This is a genomic window from Thalassospira mesophila, from assembly GCF_002115755.1.
Lineage (GTDB): Bacteria > Pseudomonadota > Alphaproteobacteria > Rhodospirillales > Thalassospiraceae > Thalassospira > Thalassospira mesophila.
The window spans coordinates 40,946-60,066 of record NZ_JFKA01000003.1 but is presented as its reverse complement, the minus strand read 5'-3'; the positions used below and the strand labels follow the sequence as shown (position 1 = coordinate 60,066).

Sequence of the window (19,121 nt, the reverse complement as noted above, 5' to 3'; positions counted from 1 at the left end):
GCGATGACTATACAGTTGAGAAATCAGGGAATCAAGGGCGACCATGCCGGATCCGACCCATCTGCCGGTGTAACGATTTCACGTTCGTTATACCCGGTCAAATCAATCGAAAACAGACGGTATTTATCCTTGGTTCCGTCCTTGGACGGGATTTGGCGATGGAACATCAAAACCCGACCATTCGGTGCCCATGTGGGGCTTTCAACGAGATACCCCTCGGCCAGTAACCGTTCACCACTGCCATCTGGCCGCATGACACCAATATAGAACCGACCTCCTTGCGTCTTCGTGAAGGCAATCAGGTCACCGCGTGGAGACCAGACCGGTGTGGAATAAAGGCCACCGCCGAAACTGATCCGTTGCACGCCGCTTCCATCTGCATTCATCACGTAAAGTTGTTGTCCGCCACTACGGTCCGAGTTGAAAACAATACGCGATCCATCAGGCGAATAAGATGGCGATGTATCAACCGCGGGGTGCCGCGTCAACTGGCGCTTTTCGCGGGTGCGCAAATCGAGCGAATAAATTTCACTATTGCCGTCCAGGGCCTGGCTCATGACCACCGAATTGCCATCTGGTGAAAATCTCGGGGCGAACGTCATCCCCGGAAAATCTCCCAGAAGTTCAAGCTCTCCGGTGTCGATATCAAGAACATAAACCCGTGGCTTGTCGTTAAAGTACGACATATAGACCACTTCCTGCGCGGTCGGCGAAAACCGTGGGCTGAGAACAAGAAACTTGCCATCTGTCAGGAAACGATGGTTTGCACCGTCCTGATCCATGATCGCCAGCCGCTTGTTCCGGTGAGTCGCCGGTCCCGATTCGGACACATAAACGATGCGGGTATCGAAATACCCGGTTTCACCGGTAATGCGTTTATAGATCTCGTCAGCAATCTTGTGGGCGATCCGCCGCCAGTTGCCCGGTTGTGTGCGATAGGCAACACCGGCCATCTGGTTTTCGGCCAGAACATCCCACAAGCGAAATTCCACTCGCAATAACCCGTTTGCCTCGGTCAGGACCCGGCCATTGACCAGGGCCTGGGCGCCAATTGTGCGCCACTCGGCAAAGTTGGGATTGACCGCCAGCGAACTGACGCTCTGGATAAAGGCCTTTTCATCAATCGTTTTGAAAAGACCCGAGCGCGCCAGATCATTGTTGATCACTTTGGTAATATTTTGCCCGACATCCGTCTCCGAAACGCCATCGCCTGCGAAACGTGTCACAGCGATTGGCATCGGTTTGACTTCACCGCGCGTAATGTCGACACGCAGTTCTGCCTGCGCCGGGGCAGCCGCAGCAATGGTCAAGCCAACAGCAACGGCAAGGGCACACAGGCATGAAAGCCCGCGCACATGCCAGTGTCGTTTGATAGCTTTGGTCTTGGTTGTCATCCTGCCTCGCTTTTCTCCACGCGTTTTCAAAAGGATAGCTCGTTAACCCGTCAATTCACGCGCGTCAAAACCGAGCGTGAATTTGCGCTACAATTGTTTTTTATCCAGCGGCACTTTCGGAGGTCAGCATTGCGCTTTTAGCACATCGTTTTGTGCAGATTTCGCTATGCAGCATTGGCGAAAGTAACCCTGTTCTGTTATCCGATTCTTGCCTGTCTTCAACGGCTTGTCAGTATCGTTAGGGCGTTTTCCAAACATTGGCAACGTTACAAAACAACAATCGACAATCAATCCGGCAAAATTGGGGTAAATCCGCACCAATCTTGCAATTATTTTTCATACCCGACCTATAAACCCAACATTTCCCGCATGTTAAAGGTCATAACGACTGTGTTCCACAGGTCATATTTATTTTCCGGCAGCTTAAGCGGGCTGCAAGCTGGGTTCAAAACCGCCCGCAATGCACTTTCAGCAACTGTCCGCTTTGATGCATCACTGCCAATTTCATTGCGATTGGCAATCTGGGCACCGCGCACGGTCCGGTCCGGATTGACCTGAACATTCAGATAAACCACAAAATCTGCGTCCTTGGATCCAACCGGCGGGTTCCAGCAGCCCGCAATCTGGCGCTTCAGGGCGTCAAGCTCGCTCATGCTCAAACGATCATCCAGGCGCGTTGCTGTCTGCTCGCTGGTGGCTTCCTTGGCCGGTTTTTCCTTTGGCTGCTCGGGCACAGGCTCCTGCGTGCTTTCGGTCTTGCGCACATCTTTCAAAATATCGGCAAGGGTCCGCTTGGGCGCGGGCTCGGCCTTTTTCTCGGGTTTTGGTTCCGGCTTGGGTTCCGGTTTTGGTTTGGGCGCGGGTTTTGGCTCCGGTTTTGGCTCGGGCTTCGGATCAGGTTTCTTTTCCGGTTTGGGTTCCGGCTTTTCGACCTTTTTTTCCACTGGTTTTGGCTTGGCCTTTAACTCACCGTCATCACTTTCGGGCACCGGTGCCGCCTCCGGGGTTTTTTTAACCTCGGGTTGCGGTTTTGGTTCCGGTTTTGGTTCGGGCTTGGGCGCGGGTTTTGGTTCCGGCTTCGGTTCGGGTTTGGGAACCGGTTTTGGCTCGGGCTCGGGCTTGGGTTCAGGTTGCGCCTGCGGTTTGGGCTGGGGCGTCGGCTTTTCCTTGGGCTGCGGCTTTGTCGCGGGCTTGTCGGCCGGTTTGGGCAGCGGCGGCGCCTTTTTCATGGCGGCAGCAAATTCATCCACCGTCACCACATCAACCGATACCGACTGCATTTCCAGCGGCTCGGGTTTAAACAGGTCGGGCAAGCCAAAATAGGCGATCAAAATGATCGCCAAATGCACCGCCAGTGAAATCAGCACATTACGCAGCATGACCGTTTATTTGCCTTTATCTGGCAGATCGGCGATCAGGGCGACTTTGTTAAAGCCAGCCTCGTTTATGCGCCCCATCAAATCCATGACCTGGCCGTAATCGACGGCTTTGTCGCCCTTTACGAAAATGCGGGTTTCCTGTTTGTTTTCAGTAATCGCCTGCAATTTCGCCACCAGATCATCACGATCGACTTCTGTATCCATAATATAAACAGCGCCATCCTTGGTCAGCGACACCACCAGGGGTTCGTCCTGACCTGTCATCTGGGTTGCGCTGGCCTTGGGTAAATCAACATCGACCCCGGCCGTGATCAGGGGTGCTGTCACCATAAAAATAACCAGCAGCACCAGCATCACATCAACCATCGGGGTGACGTTGATATCGCTCATGGCCTTGCGGTTACCACGACCCCGGCGTCCACGCCGCCGGCCGCCACCGGAATTTCCCGAAGCTAGTTGTCCGCCCATTTATCAGTCCCGCTTTTCGTCAAGCTGGCGAGAAAGGATCGAACTGAATTCGTCAACAAACGCCTCAAGGCGGTTGCCATAGCGGTTCAGATCGCTTGAAATTTTGTTATAGGCCACCACAGCCGGAATGGCCGCAACCAGCCCGATTGCCGTTGCAAACAATGCCTCGGCAATGCCTGGTGCCACCACCGCAAGCGAGGTGTTTTTTGACGCCGCAATCGACTGGAACGACGCCATAATGCCCCAGACCGTGCCAAACAGGCCGACAAACGGTGCGGTTGAGCCAACAGAGGCCAGAAACGTCATATAACGTTCAACCCGGTCCATTTCGCGCCCCAGGGTGACTTCCATCGCCCGTTCAAGGCGCTGTTGCAGGCGGGCACGCATGGTTTCGCCGCTCACACCGCGCGCGTTAGAGCGACGCCATTCCCGCATGGCAGAGACAAAAATAGCCGCCATCGGGTCTTTGGGGCGGTCTGCTATGCGATCATAAAGATCTTCAAGCGACCCGCCCGACCAGAAGGCTTCTTCAAACTGGTTGGCCTGAGAGCGCAATTTGCGCAGGCGGAACATTTTTTCAAAAACAATCGCCCATACCCAGACAGAGGCCATCAACAGACCAATCATGATCACTTTGACGACAAGACCTGCCTGAAGGAACAACCCCCACATCGACATGTCCTGCCCCATAACCGACTGGCCGATCGACACGGCATCGACTACCTGATTTTCCATCGTTTCTTTAGCCCTCGTTCATATCGAGATAGTCACTGAACACATTTCTTAATTCATCCGGCAGGCGTTGCGCCCGAAAGGTTTCCAACGACATGCAGGCCAGGAAGATTTCAATCACAACCAGTTCCTCGCCATCGCGCATAATCTTTTGTTCAAACCCCAGTGACGCACCGCCAATTCGGATCAATCGACTTTCCACTTTCAACCGATCCTCAAGCCGCGCAGCCCGACGGAAATCGACGGTACAATGTCGAACCGCTATGGCAACTTTGTGGCGTTCTGCAATGTTTCTATTGGAAAAACCCAATAAATTCAGCATCGCGGTCCGCGCACGTTCGGCAAAAGCAAGATATTGCGCGTGATATACAATTCCACCGGCATCGGTGTCCTCGTAAAACACGCACAGCGGGTAAATATGGCCTTTGGCCTCAAGATATCCCATCAGGCTATCGGTCATTGCTCGCCCTCGTCATTGGCGTTTTTAAGGGCTTCGCTTTCAAAAAGGTCCGACATCGGCACCCCGGCCTGATTGCGCGGCGGGGTTAACCCCAGATGCATAAACCCCTTCACACCCAGCATGCGCCCGCGCGGGGTGCGCTGAACAAGGCCTTGCTGCAACAAATAGGGTTCAATCACATCCTCGATGGTATCGCGTTCTTCCGACAAGGCGGCGGCCAGGGTATCCACCCCGACCGGGCCACCGCCGTAATTGCTGGCGATACAGGTTAAATACCGCCGGTCCTGGCTATCGAGCCCCAGTTTGTCCACCTCCAGCCTTGTCAGGGCGGCATCGGTGATAAAGGCATTTACCGGCGATTTACCGGCCACCACGGCAAAATCGCGGACCCGTCGCAACAAACGCCCGGCAATACGCGGTGTTCCGCGCGACCGGCGGGCAATTTCCATGGCCCCGTCGCGCGTCATGTCAAAATGAAGCAACCGCGCGCCGCGCGCGACAATTTCAACCAGTTCTTCGGGCTCGTAAAACCGCAAGCGCAGCGGAATGCCAAAACGGTCGCGCAGCGGTGTGGTCAACAACCCCGACCGGGTTGTCGCCCCGACCAGCGTAAACGGTGGCAAGTCAATCCGGACGGAGCGCGCCGCTGGCCCCTCGCCAATGATCAGATCAAGCTGGAAATCTTCCATCGCCGGATACAGAATTTCTTCGACAGCCGGGTTCAGACGGTGAATTTCGTCGATAAACAGCACATCGCGCGGCTGCAAATTTGTTAGCAATGCCGCAAGATCGCCCGCCTTGGCGATCACCGGGCCGGATGTGGCACGAAAGCCGACACCAAGTTCACTGGCAACGATTTGCGAAAGGGTTGTTTTGCCAAGGCCCGGCGGGCCGAAAAAAAGCACATGATCCATGGCTTCTTCACGCCCGCGTGCGGCCTGAATAAACACATCAAGGTTTTCGCGCACTTCCCTTTGCCCGGTAAAATCATCCAGGCGTCGGGGGCGCAATGATCCATCCTGACGGTCTTCTTCGTGGCGTTCGCCACTGAGTAACCGGTCGTCTTCCTCGCTCACGCGCTAAGCTCCTTTAAGCCCAAACGGATCAGGGTATCAAGGTTACGGTTTTCACCCGCCTGCTGAACGGCCTTGCCAACCGCCCCAAAGGCCTCGGAGCGACCATAGCCCAGATTAACCAGCGCTGAAACAGCATCCGCCATAATCGCCCCGTCATCGACAACCGGGGCGTCGGGCACGGCCGGGGAGACTTTTGCGGCACGTTTGCGGGTTGGTTTTGCCGCTGTTTCTGCGTCGTCAACCTTTGCAATCGGTGCCACCGGGGCGGCAACCGGCCCCAGGTTAAGCTTGGCGGCTTTGTCTTTAAGCTCGCCCACAATGCGGGTTGCCACCTTGGCCCCCACCCCGGGTGCCCGGCACAATGCCGTGGTATCTTGCGATGCCAGCGCGCGCAAAAGATCGGTCGGTGACAATACCGACAACAGGGCCAGCGCCACCTTGGCCCCCACGCCCTGAACGGTAGTTAACAGCGAAAACCACTGTTTTTCGGCATTATCGGCAAAGCCATACAGGTGAATATGGTCTTCGCGAACATGGGTTTCGATGATCAGCCCGGCTTCCCCGCCGGCTTGCGGCAGCATGGTTAATGTCCGGCGCGACGCAAACACCAGATAGCCAACACCGTTAACATCCATAATAACGCTGTCTTCGCCGATAAAATCGACAATGCCACGCAATTTGGCAATCATCGGGCAGATCCCCCGTTCTGGTTCTGATAGCGGGCCATCATCGCCCGGTTTCCGGCGTGCTGGGCATGACAAATGGCCACCGCCAAGGCATCCGCCGCATCGGCCCCGGCAATTTTACAGCCCGGCAGTAATGTTGAAACCATCATCTCAACCTGCTGTTTGGCGGCATGGCCAGCACCAACCACCGTCTTTTTAACCGCATTTGGTGTATATTCGGTAACGGGAATGCCCATCCGGGCCGGGGCCAGCAAGGCCACACCGCGCGCCTGCCCCAGTTTCAGGGTCGAAACCGGGTTTTTATTAACAAAGGTTTCTTCAACAGCGGCCTCGTCGGGCTCCCACTGATTGATGATGTCTGTCAGGCCAGCATAAAGTTGCACCAGCCGTTCGGCCAGCGACAGCGCCTGGGTCGAGGTCACAACACCATTGGCAACATGGCGCATGTGATTGTCGTTCAGGTCGATCACGCCCCATCCGGTACGCTGAAGACCCGGATCAATGCCAAGAACCCTGACCACGTGACAATCACCTGTTGTTATTATGGACGCCAAAATAAAATACGCCCGTCATTCAAAGCAAAATGACGGGCGCAGGCAAGATCAGTTATCGAGGGCCGCGACGATTTCGTCTGTCCAGTCAACATTGGTCCAGACATTTTGAACATCGTCGTTGTCTTCAAGCACATCGACAAGTTTCATAATGCTAAGCGCCTGATCGACCGTGATTTCAGCACTGATCACCGGACGAAACACCAGCTTGGCACTTTCCGGGTCGCCGAAGGTTTCGCTCAGGGCTTCGCGCACCGTGTTCAAATCTTCGATTTCGGTTTCGATGACATGGTTTTCGTCATCCGATTCCGCATTGGCAGCCCCGGCTTCAAGGGCGGCTTCAAAAATCGCGTCGGCTTCACCCTTGTCGACCGGATAAACGATTTCGCCCATCCGGTTAAACATAAAGCCAACCGACCCGGTTTCACCCAGATTGCCGCCATGTTTGGCAAAGGCCGCGCGCACTTCGGATGCGGTGCGATTGCGGTTATCTGTCAGCGCTTCGACAATCACGGCAACCCCTGCGGTGCCATACCCTTCGTAGCGGACTTCTTCAAAATTTTCGCCTTCCCCCGCACCGAGCGCCTTTTTAATGGCGCGGTCGATATTGTCCTTGGGCATGTTCTGCCCGCGGGCCGCAACAATGGCGGCGCGCAAACGCGGGTTGCTGCTAATGTCGTCGCTGACTTTTGCCGACACCGTGATTTCACGGGCAAGTTTGGTAAAGATCTTGGCGCGCTTTTTGTCCTGCGCGCCCTTGCGGTGCATGATATTCTTAAACTGGGAATGACCGGCCATAACCTGAAACCTGTATTCTTGAATTACGTTATCGATCTGGTGCCGCCCGGGCCCCTGTCAGATCAGCACCAATACATACTGTATTATATGCCGGTCCAACATTATGAAAACTTGTCTTGCATTTACAATTGCCAGAAGACCAACGGCAATCTGGCTGCAAACGCAACGCAGGCTCCTATAACGTGTTTGCGACCCAAGGTCCAGCCATCGCACACATTCCCCCTGCAAACAGGCCCCGTCGCCGCACCTCTCCTTGTGTCAGAGCAAAAGACCCGGACGGGCGCAGTCCGGCACCGGTTTGTATAGTCTTGGCGCAAGATAACGCGCAATTAATTGCATTTTGCGCTCACAAACCGGCTTGCCTATTGCGAAGCATGACAGAATGAAACAATATTGCGACAGAACGAATAATAATAACATAAAGCAAACAAGGTTTGGGCCTGCAACGGGCAATCAAACCAAAAAGGGTGGATACGCGGATACCTTCAAGAAGGTCCGTGCCTCTAAAACCGGTGGGGATAAACTACCGGCGCAACAAAAAGGTAGGACAGAATGGGAAAGAAAACAGGGATCCCGCAACGGCCAAAAACTGGGAAAAAACAGCGATCGGGCCTTGGCGTTAAAGGCAAACTTCTGATTTCGTTTGCGCTGGTCGGCCTGATGGCCGTGGCTGCAGTGATTGTCGGGGTGTTTGCATTTGGCCGGTTTGGTGTCACGCTTGCCGATATTACCGAAGACAAATTACCGCCGATGTTCACAGCACAGCAACTGGCAACCGAAAGTGCGGAAGTCGTTGCCATTGCGCCGCGCATCATTGCAGCGAACAGCCAGGACGAAGAACAGGCGGTCAAGGATGAACTTGATCAACGCCTGATCGGTCTCGCCTCAAAAATAGACCAGTTGCGTCAATCCGGGCTTGAACCCGAAATTTTGCAAGAAATTGACAATAACCGCCAGCAGCTTGAACAGGCCCTGACATCCCTGCATGAAGCAACCCAGACCCGCTTTGCCATTTCCACCGAAAAAGCCGACAAGGCCAAAGCATTTCTGGAACTGAGCAAACGCTATGGCGATACCCTTAAACCGCTTTTGTCCTATACCCAGAACGACATTGCCCAGGCTGATGCCAACGTTAAAAAATTTCGCACGGACCCGGCAAGCACCGACGAAATATCCAAAGAAGACGCCTTAAAGCAGTTTTACAAATTGCATGACGCGGTTCAAACCCGTGCGCCGATCCTTAATATCGAGCGGCAGGGTGCAACCGCCACCAACATGATCATTGCCGCCACCACCGAAACACAGGCCGTGCGGCTTTCGATTACCTCTGTTCGTATTCGCGGCAATTATTCGGACGCCCGCGATCTGGTGAACGGGCTGAATAACGAAAAACTGAAAAGCTACTACAACGACCTGATCGACAAAATGGAAGCCCTGTCGGTGGGGGATGACAGCATCCCGACCTTGCGGACCAAAGAACTCAAGGCAATTGATACGGCACAGAAATTCGTCACCGAAAGCGCGCAGGCGGCAAACACGTTGCGTGACGGGGTTGCCCAGCTGGTTGATGCCTTGCAAAACAAGGTCGATGCTTCCGCCGCGGGTGCCGAAAAACTGCAAAAACAAAGCTCGACCATCCTTTATGCCGTTGGCATCGCCGCGATTTTGTTGTCACTGGCAATTTACATCATTTATGTGCGGGGCAGCCTGCTGCGTCGCCTTGAAGGATTGCAAAAAACCATGGTCACGCTGGCCGGGGGCAACCTTGATGTTGCTGTTCCGGTTAAAGGAAACGACGAAATTACCGCCATGGGCCGTGCGGTTGAAGTGTTCAAAGACAATGCCGTCAAAGTACGCGAGATGCAGGCCGAAGAAGAACGCCTGAACCGCGAACGCAACGAAAGCCTGCGCGACGAATTGCTGGGCCTTGCCGATACATTGCAGGGTGAAGTTGAAAGTGCCGTGGGCGAAATTGCCGCCCTGGCCGAGCAACTTCAGGGGGTTTCCGGGCAAATGAGCCATAGCGCTGAACTGGTTTCCACCCAAAGCGAGGATGTTGCATCCTCGGCACAGGAAGCCACGGGCAATGTGGAAACCGTGGCCGCCGCCACCGAGCAGCTTTCGGCATCCAACGCCGAAATTAACCGGCAAATGGCGGAATCAACCCGCATTTCCAACGATGCGGCACAAAAGGCGCGTGAAACCAACGAACTGGTGGTCAGCCTGTCGCAATCGGCCAATCGCATTGGCGAGGTCATCGCCCTGATTACCGATATCGCCGAGCAAACCAACCTTCTGGCCTTAAACGCCACCATCGAAGCCGCGCGTGCGGGGGATGCAGGCAAGGGATTTGCCGTGGTTGCCGCCGAGGTTAAAAACCTGGCCAACCAGACCGAAAAAGCCACCGAGGAAATTTCAGGGCAAATTTCCGGCATTCAGAAATCGACCGGCGAGTCAGTTTCGGCCATTGAAATGATTGGTCGTATCATTGAAAACATCAATGAAATTGCCACCACCATTTCGGCGGCCATCGAGGAACAAGGGGCCGCGACCAACGAAATCACCCGCAATGTGCGCGGTGCGGCAGACCGGACCCGGGCGGTTTCCAGTTCGATCACAGATGTCGCCAATGAAACCGCAAAAACCGGTGAATTGTCGGGGCAGGTTTTGCAAACGGCACAAACGGCCTCGGAAAAGGTCGAAAACCTGCGCAGCCGGATCAACAACATTCTCGAAGATTTGCGTAAACAGGCGCATGATCGCGCGGCGTCATAACGCTGCGGGCCACATGGTTTTGCGGCCCGCTTGCCCGTTATAAATTGTCCTGATCCTTTAAACCCCGCCCGGCAACGGACGGGGTTTTTCCATGGCTGCATCAAAAACCCGCAAGCACAGCCTGGCACAGGGGGCCGCGCGCCCGCATGTGGGCTTCCATACCCCCAAAAGCAGGGAATCGGCCCGAATTTGCCATCCCTTTCCCCAAAAGCAGGCAAACCCTATCCTTTTGTATTTTTTTATCTGCCGATACGACAAAGCATTGTAGACTATTGGCGGGTCAAAGCTGCTGATCGCTCAGGGTATTGATGTCACTCCTTAAAATCCTTCCAAAGTAACATCCCTGCCCGCTTCATCCGGATAAATTCACGCAATATCCCGGTTTTCGCAGCCCGCCCGCCAGACATATTTTACAATTTGCATTGATAACATCATCAATTTGTCATTAAAATATTGACGTAATATCAAACTGACCTTCCGTAAAACACTCTGCCCGTTTACCTGAACGCGCCCCTACCGCCAGATATTACCGCACCAAACATAAAAGCAAAAACCAGCCAGGGGGGTCATGACCGTGATCTGTCACCAGAATACGACCGGCAAAACCGGGCCCATCGCCCGTCTCTAACGAGGATAGAGAACAATGAAGTCACAATCGGGGATTTCACGCCCGCAACCGACAAAGAAGAATGTCCGCACCGCCAACGGCGTGAAGACAAAATTGCTGGCATCCTTTGCTGTTGTCAGTTTTCTGGCTGTTTTTGCCGCCATTATCGGCGCTTATTCGTTTCATAAATTCGGCTCTGAACTGGCCGATATTACCCATGCCAAACTGCCGGCAATGTTTACCGCACAAAATCTGGCAACGGAAAGCACCGAAATTGTTGCCATTGCGCCGCGCATCGTGGCCTCGACCACCAGCGAAGAAGAACAGGCCGTCAAGGCCGAACTTGACGACCATTTACAAGGTGTTGCCGAAAAAGTCGCCCACCTGCGCGACACGGGGCTAATGCCCGATACCCTCGACAAAATTGCGCAAAACAGTGCCGACCTGCAAGATACCCTCAACAAACTGTTTGAAACCACCCGCGATCGCATGCAGGCCGCAGCCGACAAGGCGGCCGCCCTGAAAGAATTTCAGTCGGTTTCGTCCCGCTATGCCAGCACGCTCAAACCGCTTCTTTCCTATACCCAGAACGACCTTGGGCAACTGGCTGCCGCCAGCGATGATCTGGCAGGAAAAACCGAATATGCCATCGAACCGTCCAAGGAAGAACTGGTGGCAATGCTGGCGAAATTTCGCAAGACCATTGCGGTACGTAACCCGATCCAGGAAATTGGCCGGCTGGGCAACGAAGCGGTCAGTTCGGTTGTTGCCACCACATCGGAAACCAGCGAAACCAAATTGTCGATTGTGTCGGTGCAGGTCAAAGGCACCTATGCCGACGTTCTCGACCTGGTTAATCAGATGGACAATAAAAAACTGCAGAAGTTTTATGTCGATCTGATCGAAAAAATGCAAACCCTGTCTAGCGGCGATGCCAGCCTGCCCGCCATTCGCCTGCGCGAACTGGCCGCAGCCAGTGCTTCGGAAAAACTGGTGGCGCAAAGTGCGCAATATGCCAATGCCATGCGCAACAATGTTCATGAACTGGTCGATGCGTTGCAAGGCGAGGTCGATACGGCGGCGGCCAGCACGGAAACCCTGCAACAACAGGGCACATTGATTTTGTATATTGTTGCGGCCAGCGCCATCCTTATTTCGCTGGCAATATATATCATCTATGTGCGGGGCAACCTGCTGCGACGCTTGGCTAACCTGCAAAAGGCCATGGTCACACTGGCGGGCGGCGACCTGAATGTTACGGTTCCCACCCGGGGCAATGACGAAATCACCGCCATGGGCCACGCGGTTGAGGTGTTCAAGGTGAACGCTGTCAAAGTGCGTGACATGCAGGCCGAAGAAGTTCGCCTTAATCACGAACGCAACGAAAGCCTGCGCGACGAATTGCTGGGCCTTGCCGATACATTGCAAGGTGAAGTTGAAAGTGCCGTGGGCGAAATTGCCGCCCTTGCCAGCCAGCTTCAGGGGGTTTCCGGCGAAATGAGCCAAAGTGCCGAAACCGTCGCAGGCCAGACCGAGGATGTTGCATCTTCGGCCCGTGAAGCCACCGGAAATGTCGAAACCGTTGCGGCTGCGACCGAGGAACTTTCGGCGTCGAATGCGGAAATCAATCGGCAGATGTCGCAATCGACCCGCATTTCAAGCGAGGCGTCGCAAAAAGCCAAACAGACCAATGAACTGGTTAACAGCCTGTCGCAATCGGCAACCCGTATCGGCGAGGTTATCGCCCTGATTACCGACATTGCCGAACAAACCAACTTGCTTGCGCTCAACGCCACCATCGAGGCGGCCCGTGCCGGGGAAGCTGGCAAGGGTTTTGCCGTGGTTGCCGCCGAGGTTAAAAACCTTGCCAATCAGACCGAAAAAGCCACCGACGACATTGCCGGTCAGATTTTGGGCATTCAACGATCCACCGGTGAATCTGTTTCTGCCATCAGTGAAATTGGCAAAATCATTGAACATATCAATGAAATTGCCACCACCATTTCGGCCGCAGTCGAAGAGCAAAGTGCCGCCACCAACGAAATCAGCCGGAATGTGCGTGGTGCGGCCGAACGCAACCGGATGGTGTCAACATCAATCGCTGATGTGGTTAACGAAACATCGAAAACCGGCATTTTGTCTGGTCAGGTGTTGCAAACCGCACAATCGGCGTCGGAAAAAGTCGAAAACATGCGGGTGCGTATTGGCCAGATCCTTGACGACCTGCGCCAGCAGGCCCGTGACCGTGTGATCTGACCGGTCGATCCACACAACCGACCTGCCCCGATCAACAACCTGAAACACTTGTAACGGCCCGTCGCCCTGACGGGCCGTTGTTTTTTAATGGGCGCGACTCTGGGGGGCAAAATGTACGTAATAACCCTGATACGCCCGAATGTATCACGACCATTGGTCATAGACCCGATACTGAAAGAATAATAAAAACCGGTATCAGAATAAGTTATCTATGCATCTGTACAAATTACAAACCAATTACTTGAACTTTCCCGGTATGTTATAAATAAAATGCATATTACGGGGGACAGGCCAGATGGGGACATTCGTCAAACTGGTCTGCGACATACCTGAGACATTTCGAAATTTCCTGTCGCGATACGGCGGCAGAACCGAACTGGTGGCGTGCAAAGCCTGTGGTCGGGGGTTTACCCCTGTGTGCCAGGCCTGTTACGCGCCAATTGCAGAACACAGGGTTTAGACTAGATGCGACAGAATACAGGGGGCCGGAACCAGCGAAAATCCGTGCAAAAAGGCGGCATGGGCGTTCGTGGGAAATTACTTGTTTCCTTTGCTCTGGTCGGGCTGATGGCCGTTATTGCGGCTGCCGTTGGTGCCATTTCATTTGAACGTTTTGGCACCGAACTCGACAACATCACCGAGGCAAAACTTCCGCCGATGTTTGCGGCACAGCAGCTGGCAACCGAAAGTGCTGAAATTGTTGCCATTGCCCCGCGCATTGTGGCGGCTTCAACACCGCAGGAAGAAGAAAACGTAAAAGCCGAGCTTGATAACCGGGTTGTTTCCCTGAAAAGCCGGGTTGAACAATTGCGCGAATCCGGCATGCAGCCCGAGACACTTGATGTGATCGAAAGCAACAGCAGCCAGTTACAGGATACTTTGGCGCAGTTGCACGACCTGACCCAGAAACGGTTTCAGATTGCCGATGAAAAAGCAAAAAAGCTGACCGATTTCCAACAAATGTCGGACCGGTTTGTCAGCACCCTGAAACCGTTAATGACGGTCACGTCAAACGATTTGAACCAGATTTCGGAAATGGTCAAGGAACTGCGCAAAAGCCCGGTTTTACAAACCCGCCAGCCGCGCGAAGACCTGATTTCATCACTGTTTAAATATCATGACAGTGTCAGCAAGCGTGGCCCGCTGGTCGATCTGACCAACCTGGGCAACCAGATTGCCAATATCGTTATCGGGTCGGCATCGGAACGCGATATGACCCGTCTGTCGATCATTGGTGTTCGGGTGCGCGGCAGCTATGCCGATGCGTCCAGCCTGGTCAAAGACCTGGGCAATCCCAAACTGGTCAAGTTCTATCAGGACCTGATCGAAAAAATGAGCAAGCTTTCTGCTGGTGACGGCAGCCTGCCCGATTTGCAAACCCGTGAATTGCAATCGGCCATTGATGCCCAGCAACTGGTCGCCAAGGCCGCCGAATATGCCCAGGCTATGGGGTCGGGTGTGGATCAGGTTGTTGAAAACCTGCAAGGCGGCGTTGATGATGCGGCAAACACCGCACGCGGTCTGCAAAAGCAAGGATCACTGGTTCTGTATGCAGTCGCGGCTGCCGCTATCTTGCTGTCGCTTGCAATTTATGTGGTCTATGTCCGTGGCAACTTGCTGCGTCGCCTTGGCGGCCTGCAACAAACCATGATCACGCTTGCGGATGGCAATCTTGACGTTCCCGTACCGGCCAAGGGCAATGACGAAATTTCCGCCATGGGCCGCGCGGTTGAGGTATTTAAGGAAAATGCCATTAAGGTCCGCGACATGCAGGCCGAGGAAGGCCGCCTGAACCGCGAACGCAACGAGGCGCTGCGCGATGAATTGCTGGGCCTTGCCGATACATTGCAAGGTGAAGTTGAAAGTGCCGTGGGCGAAATTGCGGCCCTGGCCGAGCAGCTTCAGGGTGTTTCCGGGCAAATGACGCAAAGTGCCGAACTGGTTTCGGGGCAAAGCGAAGAAGTTGCCACATCGGCCCGCGAAGCGACCAGTAATGTTGAAACCGTTGCCGCCGCCACCGAACAGCTGGCCGCATCCAACGCCGAAATTAACCGGCAGATGGCGGAATCAACCCGCATTTCCAACGATGCCGCGCAAAAGGCGCGTGAAACCAACGAACTGGTGGTCAGCCTGTCGCAATCGGCCAATCGCATTGGCGAGGTGATCGCCCTGATTACCGACATCGCCGAGCAAACCAACCTTCTGGCCTTAAACGCCACCATCGAGGCGGCCCGTGCCGGTGATGCGGGCAAAGGGTTTGCCGTGGTGGCCGCCGAGGTTAAAAACCTTGCCAACCAGACCGAAAAAGCCACCGACGAAATTGCCGGGCAAATTTCCGGCATTCAGAAATCGACCGGTGAATCGGTGACTGCCATCGAAATGATCGGCCATATCATTGAAAACATCAATGAAATCGCCACCACCATTTCGGCAGCGGTTGAGGAACAAGGGGCCGCGACCAACGAAATCACCCGCAATGTGCGCAATGCGGCGGATCGTACCCGGATGGTTTCCACCTCGATTACCGATGTTGCCGAAGAAACCGGCAAAACCGGCGAATTGTCGGGCGAAGTTCTGCAAACATCGCAGAACGCGGCGAAAAAGGTTGAAAACCTTAATCACCGTATTGGCACCATTCTGGAAGATTTGCGCCGCAAGGCCCATGACCGTGCCGCTTCCTGATTGCACCTGACACTTTAAATGAAAACGGCCCGTCGCGGATGTGACGGGCCGTTTTTTATGGTGCTTCAATCATTGGCAACATGCTTTAATGCCCGCCTTCATCCTCGACCACAATCTGGATTGTCTTATGGCCCGCTTTGCCAAAGTCCAGATCCAGATCAAACGAGCCGCCTGCGCGTAAGGGTTCTTTTAACCCGCTCAGCCAGATATGTTCGCGCCAGGCGGCAAGGCCCATTGGCTTGTTGGGCGTCAGGGTAATGCTGTTGACCCAGCTTTCAACCCCGTCCTTTTCCACCCGAAAACGAACCTGATCGGCAATCGGGCTGGTTGCCCCCACCAGCGTTACCGGGTCTTTACCGCCATTTAACAAGGGGCCATATATGGCAGCCCCCTTGGCATCCTGATCGGCGGGCGGAGCCCAGAAATGCCCGATCATAATTTTACCCAGCACATAGCTGTGCGCCTGTGCGGCGCCCGGCGTCATCGTGACCACAGCCGCACCAAACCCACCTGAAATCACAACGCCCAGCAGCGCCACAGCAACAGATTTACGCAGTCTGGTGCGCTGTTTTGGGCGAAAAAACGTATTTTTGCGGTTCATGGCAGTCCCCTGTTTGCAACCGGGCCTATTGGCGGCGGACATCGTTTTCCAGATCGATATTTGCCGAACGCGACAACTCGGCTTCTTTCTGATCTGATCCGGCTTTTAATTCGCGCGCCGCGGAGACTTCCTGATCGGTCAAATCTGACTGGCGATAGAAAGTGTAAGACAGGGTAATGTCCTTAACTTCGGCGGTGTTTGGGTCTTTGTGGATCTGGTCATCAATATACAAAACCAGCGGCATACGGGCACTTTCGCCTGGGGCCAGTTTTTCGTTGGTAAAACAGAAACACTCGATCTTAAAAAAATACTGGGCGGATTTATAAGGCGTTACGTTAAAAACCGCGCGCGCCACAATGGTCTCGTCGGAATTGTTTTTGGCGTAGTAATACACCTTTACCGGTTCGCCCAGCCTGGCCTTGACCATGCGTTCTTCGGGGTAAAATTCCCACGGCAAACCCTTGGCAACATTGGCATCAAAATAAACTTCAACCATGTCGTCGCTGGTTGCCTCGGCAACGGTCGGGCTGGCGCCATTCGGGCTGCCCGTCCCACCGGTTGCGGCACTAACAGGCGTTCCCTGCCCTTGTTGAGTCGTCGTATCTGCCGCGTTTGCCGTTTTGTTGGGCACCGATATCTGGCGAACCGCCCCGCCAACACCGGTTGCCGCGCAAAACATGCGATACAGGGTCGGCGAATAAACCACCAGTGTCACCATAACGGCAAACGCACATCCCATCACAATCAGGGTGCGACGTTTTCCGGTTCTGGTCTGCTTTTCGGAGCGATCATTCATGGCAATGTCTTTTGCTGTGATGACGAAAAAGGCGGCGGGTGCTGTGCCCAGGGATTACCGCCAACAACACCGGCGATACATGAGGCCACGGCAAGGTCGATAATGCAAAATGCGAAACAACCTGAAGGCACTATACCCATCCCGGCCCGCGACGTAATTGCGAATTATTAAGAATCCAAAGAAAATCGCTGCAGAGGCGAAAATTGGTACCGCGGCCCTGCCCCGGTTTCAACCCCGGACATGCGTCAGGGCCGGGAATGTCCCTCACATTGATGTGACGTTATCCCGACCCTGACGGTTTTTTGAACAGGTATTCCGCCGAGAACGGCGCGCTTTGCGCTATATCGCGCCCACCGAAATGTCGTAAAGCAGTTTGACATTCAGCGCGATAATGATCAGCGCGATAATGACAGACACCCCCGTCAACCAGCGCGGCGCGCACAGTTCCTTCATTTTTTGCTTTGACGCGGTAAACATCACCAGCGGCACCACCGCAAAGGGCAGCTGAAAGCTCAGCACCACCTGCGACAAAATAAGCAGTTTTGCCGTTTCCGCCTGCCCGTAAATTACCGTTACGGCAATGGCGGGAATAATCGCGACAACCCGCGTTAACAATCGTCGCAACCACGATGGCAGGGTCATTTTAATGAACCCTTCCATCACGATTTGCCCGGCCATCGTGGCCGTTACGGTCGAACTTAACCCGCAACACAACAAGGCAATGCCAAACAGGATCGGCGCCATAGAGGTGCCCAGCAACGGCGATAACAGTTCGTGGGCCTTGCCAATGTCATCCACGTCGGTTTGCCCGGAAACGTGAAAGGTCGCGGCGGCCAAAATCAGGATAGATGCGTTAATGACCAGGGCAAATGTCAATGCCACCGTAGAATCAAGCGTGGCAAACCGCAGGGCTTCGCGCTTGCCCTTGATCGAATGTTCATAGGCCCGTGTCTGGACAATGCCAGAATGCAGATACAGGTTATGGGGCATCACCGTGGCACCAATAATCCCCAACGCCAGATACAACATATGCTGATTGGTCAAAATATTAACAGTCGGGGCAAAGCCGGTAATCACGCCATACCAGTCCGGGTCGGCCATGGCGATCTGGATGGCAAAACACACCGAAATCACGCCTAAAAGGGCAATGATAAAGCCTTCGACCCAGCGAAAACCCCGGCTTTGCAGCCACAAGATCACCAAAACATCGGCAGCGGTAATGAGAACGCCCAGTTCGAGCGGAATACCAAACAGCAAATTCAGCGCAATGGCCGTGCCGATTACCTCGGCAAGGTCGGTAGCACAAATGGCCAGTTCGGCCAGCACCCAAAGCGGCCACGACATCCAGATCGGAAAGGCATCGCGGCACGCCTGTGCCAGATCGCGCCCGGTGGCAATGGCCAGCCTGGCACACAGCGATTGCAAAATCACCGCCATGATATTGGATAACAGCGCCACACACAAAAGAGCATAGCCAAACTGCGACCCGCCCGCCAGCGACGTGGCCCAGTTACCCGGGTCCATATAGCCAACCGCCACCAGATATCCCGGCCCGGCAAAGGTTAAAAACTTGCGAAAAAACCCGGCATCAGGGGATACCGCAATCGACCGGAATACTTCAACCAGCGAAGGTTGTTCGGCCTCATGCCGCCAGTCGCCCTGTTTTCGTTTTACGTCGCCAATATCGGGCATATACCATTCTCCGCCAGCGGGAAGCCCTTCCCGCCTGAATTTTTAACCATTCCAAATCCCGTGGATCACAACAGTCATCTGATATCGACGCAAGATCGACACCACCACGCCCACGGGATCATCGGGAAATTTGTCCCTGATTGTTGTGCGGACTTTAAAAGTTAGTCA

General features: G+C 54.4%; 15 protein-coding genes. 3 read left to right on the top strand and 12 right to left on the bottom strand.

Annotated elements, in window-relative coordinates; genetic code table 11:
* Window positions 1-23 precede the first annotated feature (23 nt).
* The 9 genes from tolB to TMES_RS08115 form a co-directional block, all read right to left on the bottom strand.
* Window positions 24-1,394: a Tol-Pal system beta propeller repeat protein TolB gene (gene tolB, locus TMES_RS08160; protein ID WP_085581363.1), complete on the bottom strand. Its 1,371-nt coding sequence runs from the start codon at window positions 1,392-1,394 to the stop codon at window positions 24-26.
* Between the two features lie 347 nt (window positions 1,395-1,741).
* Entirely contained in the window at window positions 1,742-2,773 is a 1,032-nt protein-coding gene (locus TMES_RS22605) for an energy transducer TonB (protein WP_143589587.1), read from the bottom strand.
* A 6-nt stretch (window positions 2,774-2,779) separates the two neighbouring features.
* Window positions 2,780-3,163 (bottom strand): protein TolR, encoded by a 384-nt coding sequence (gene tolR, locus TMES_RS08145; RefSeq protein WP_245835258.1) that lies wholly within the window; start codon window positions 3,161-3,163, stop codon window positions 2,780-2,782.
* An 81-nt stretch (window positions 3,164-3,244) separates the two neighbouring features.
* On the bottom strand, window positions 3,245-3,976 hold the full coding sequence (gene tolQ / locus TMES_RS08140) for a protein TolQ (protein WP_085581357.1): 732 nt from the start codon (window positions 3,974-3,976) through the stop codon (window positions 3,245-3,247).
* 7 nt (window positions 3,977-3,983) lie between these two features.
* Window positions 3,984-4,433: a YbgC/FadM family acyl-CoA thioesterase gene (locus TMES_RS08135; protein ID WP_085581355.1), complete on the bottom strand. Its 450-nt coding sequence runs from the start codon at window positions 4,431-4,433 to the stop codon at window positions 3,984-3,986.
* Window positions 4,430-5,509 carry a Holliday junction branch migration DNA helicase RuvB gene (ruvB, locus tag TMES_RS08130; RefSeq protein ID WP_085581353.1) on the bottom strand — a complete coding sequence of 360 codons (1,080 nt, stop codon included), beginning with the start codon at window positions 5,507-5,509 and terminating at the stop codon, window positions 4,430-4,432. The genes TMES_RS08135 and ruvB overlap by 4 nt, the downstream gene beginning before the upstream one ends.
* The gene (ruvA, locus tag TMES_RS08125) at window positions 5,506-6,198 is read right to left on the bottom strand and encodes a Holliday junction branch migration protein RuvA (RefSeq protein WP_085581351.1); all 693 of its coding nucleotides are present in this window, start codon (window positions 6,196-6,198) and stop codon (window positions 5,506-5,508) included. Before ruvA ends, ruvB begins: the two co-directional genes overlap by 4 nt.
* Window positions 6,195-6,716: a crossover junction endodeoxyribonuclease RuvC gene (gene ruvC, locus TMES_RS08120; protein ID WP_085581349.1), complete on the bottom strand. Its 522-nt coding sequence runs from the start codon at window positions 6,714-6,716 to the stop codon at window positions 6,195-6,197. Before ruvC ends, ruvA begins: the two co-directional genes overlap by 4 nt.
* 81 nt (window positions 6,717-6,797) lie before the next feature.
* A complete protein-coding gene (locus tag TMES_RS08115; protein ID WP_085581347.1) occupies window positions 6,798-7,544 on the bottom strand; it encodes a YebC/PmpR family DNA-binding transcriptional regulator in 747 nt (248 codons plus the stop codon).
* A gap of 552 nt (window positions 7,545-8,096) precedes the next feature.
* On the opposite strand from TMES_RS08115, the gene TMES_RS08110 reads away from it, so the two are divergent.
* From TMES_RS08110 to TMES_RS08100, 3 genes are all read left to right on the top strand, one after another.
* Entirely contained in the window at window positions 8,097-10,319 is a 2,223-nt protein-coding gene (locus tag TMES_RS08110) for a methyl-accepting chemotaxis protein (RefSeq protein WP_085581345.1), read from the top strand.
* 643 nt (window positions 10,320-10,962) lie between these two features.
* A complete protein-coding gene (locus TMES_RS08105) occupies window positions 10,963-13,182 on the top strand; it encodes a methyl-accepting chemotaxis protein (protein ID WP_085581343.1) in 2,220 nt (739 codons plus the stop codon).
* Between the two features lie 465 nt (window positions 13,183-13,647).
* Window positions 13,648-15,864, top strand: a complete 2,217-nt coding sequence (locus TMES_RS08100; RefSeq protein WP_085581341.1) for a methyl-accepting chemotaxis protein — start codon at window positions 13,648-13,650, stop codon at window positions 15,862-15,864.
* Between the two features lie 85 nt (window positions 15,865-15,949).
* Here the strand turns inward: TMES_RS08100 and TMES_RS08095 are convergent, their stop codons facing one another.
* The 3 genes from TMES_RS08095 to TMES_RS08085 all read right to left on the bottom strand — a co-directional run bounded on the left by TMES_RS08095 (window position 15,950) and on the right by TMES_RS08085 (window position 18,953).
* The gene (locus TMES_RS08095) at window positions 15,950-16,465 is read right to left on the bottom strand and encodes a copper chaperone PCu(A)C (protein WP_158091210.1); all 516 of its coding nucleotides are present in this window, start codon (window positions 16,463-16,465) and stop codon (window positions 15,950-15,952) included.
* 25 nt (window positions 16,466-16,490) lie between these two features.
* Window positions 16,491-17,261 carry a cytochrome c oxidase assembly protein gene (locus TMES_RS08090; RefSeq protein WP_085581337.1) on the bottom strand — a complete coding sequence of 257 codons (771 nt, stop codon included), beginning with the start codon at window positions 17,259-17,261 and terminating at the stop codon, window positions 16,491-16,493.
* A gap of 339 nt (window positions 17,262-17,600) precedes the next feature.
* Complete coding sequence (locus tag TMES_RS08085; protein ID WP_085581335.1) at window positions 17,601-18,953, bottom strand: Nramp family divalent metal transporter; 1,353 nt, start codon at window positions 18,951-18,953, stop codon at window positions 17,601-17,603.
* Between the last annotated feature and the right edge of the window lie 168 nt (window positions 18,954-19,121).

What these genes read in the sequence shown, in the direction of transcription:
- tolB (WP_085581363.1), bottom strand. Translation starts at nt 1,394, where the DNA reads ATGACAACCAAGACCAAAGCTATCAAACGACACTGGCATGTGCGCGGG.
- TMES_RS08095 (WP_158091210.1), bottom strand. Translation starts at nt 16,465, where the DNA reads ATGAACCGCAAAAATACGTTTTTTCGCCCAAAACAGCGCACCAGACTG.
- TMES_RS08100 (WP_085581341.1), top strand. Translation starts at nt 13,648, where the DNA reads ATGCGACAGAATACAGGGGGCCGGAACCAGCGAAAATCCGTGCAAAAA.
- TMES_RS08110 (WP_085581345.1), top strand. Translation starts at nt 8,097, where the DNA reads ATGGGAAAGAAAACAGGGATCCCGCAACGGCCAAAAACTGGGAAAAAA.
- tolQ (WP_085581357.1), bottom strand. Translation starts at nt 3,976, where the DNA reads ATGGAAAATCAGGTAGTCGATGCCGTGTCGATCGGCCAGTCGGTTATG.
- tolR (WP_245835258.1), bottom strand. Translation starts at nt 3,163, where the DNA reads ATGAGCGATATCAACGTCACCCCGATGGTTGATGTGATGCTGGTGCTG.
- TMES_RS08105 (WP_085581343.1), top strand. Translation starts at nt 10,963, where the DNA reads ATGAAGTCACAATCGGGGATTTCACGCCCGCAACCGACAAAGAAGAAT.
- TMES_RS08115 (WP_085581347.1), bottom strand. Translation starts at nt 7,544, where the DNA reads ATGGCCGGTCATTCCCAGTTTAAGAATATCATGCACCGCAAGGGCGCG.
- TMES_RS08085 (WP_085581335.1), bottom strand. Translation starts at nt 18,953, where the DNA reads ATGCCCGATATTGGCGACGTAAAACGAAAACAGGGCGACTGGCGGCAT.
- TMES_RS08090 (WP_085581337.1), bottom strand. Translation starts at nt 17,261, where the DNA reads ATGAATGATCGCTCCGAAAAGCAGACCAGAACCGGAAAACGTCGCACC.
- TMES_RS22605 (WP_143589587.1), bottom strand. Translation starts at nt 2,773, where the DNA reads ATGCTGCGTAATGTGCTGATTTCACTGGCGGTGCATTTGGCGATCATT.
- ruvA (WP_085581351.1), bottom strand. Translation starts at nt 6,198, where the DNA reads ATGATTGCCAAATTGCGTGGCATTGTCGATTTTATCGGCGAAGACAGC.
- TMES_RS08135 (WP_085581355.1), bottom strand. Translation starts at nt 4,433, where the DNA reads ATGACCGATAGCCTGATGGGATATCTTGAGGCCAAAGGCCATATTTAC.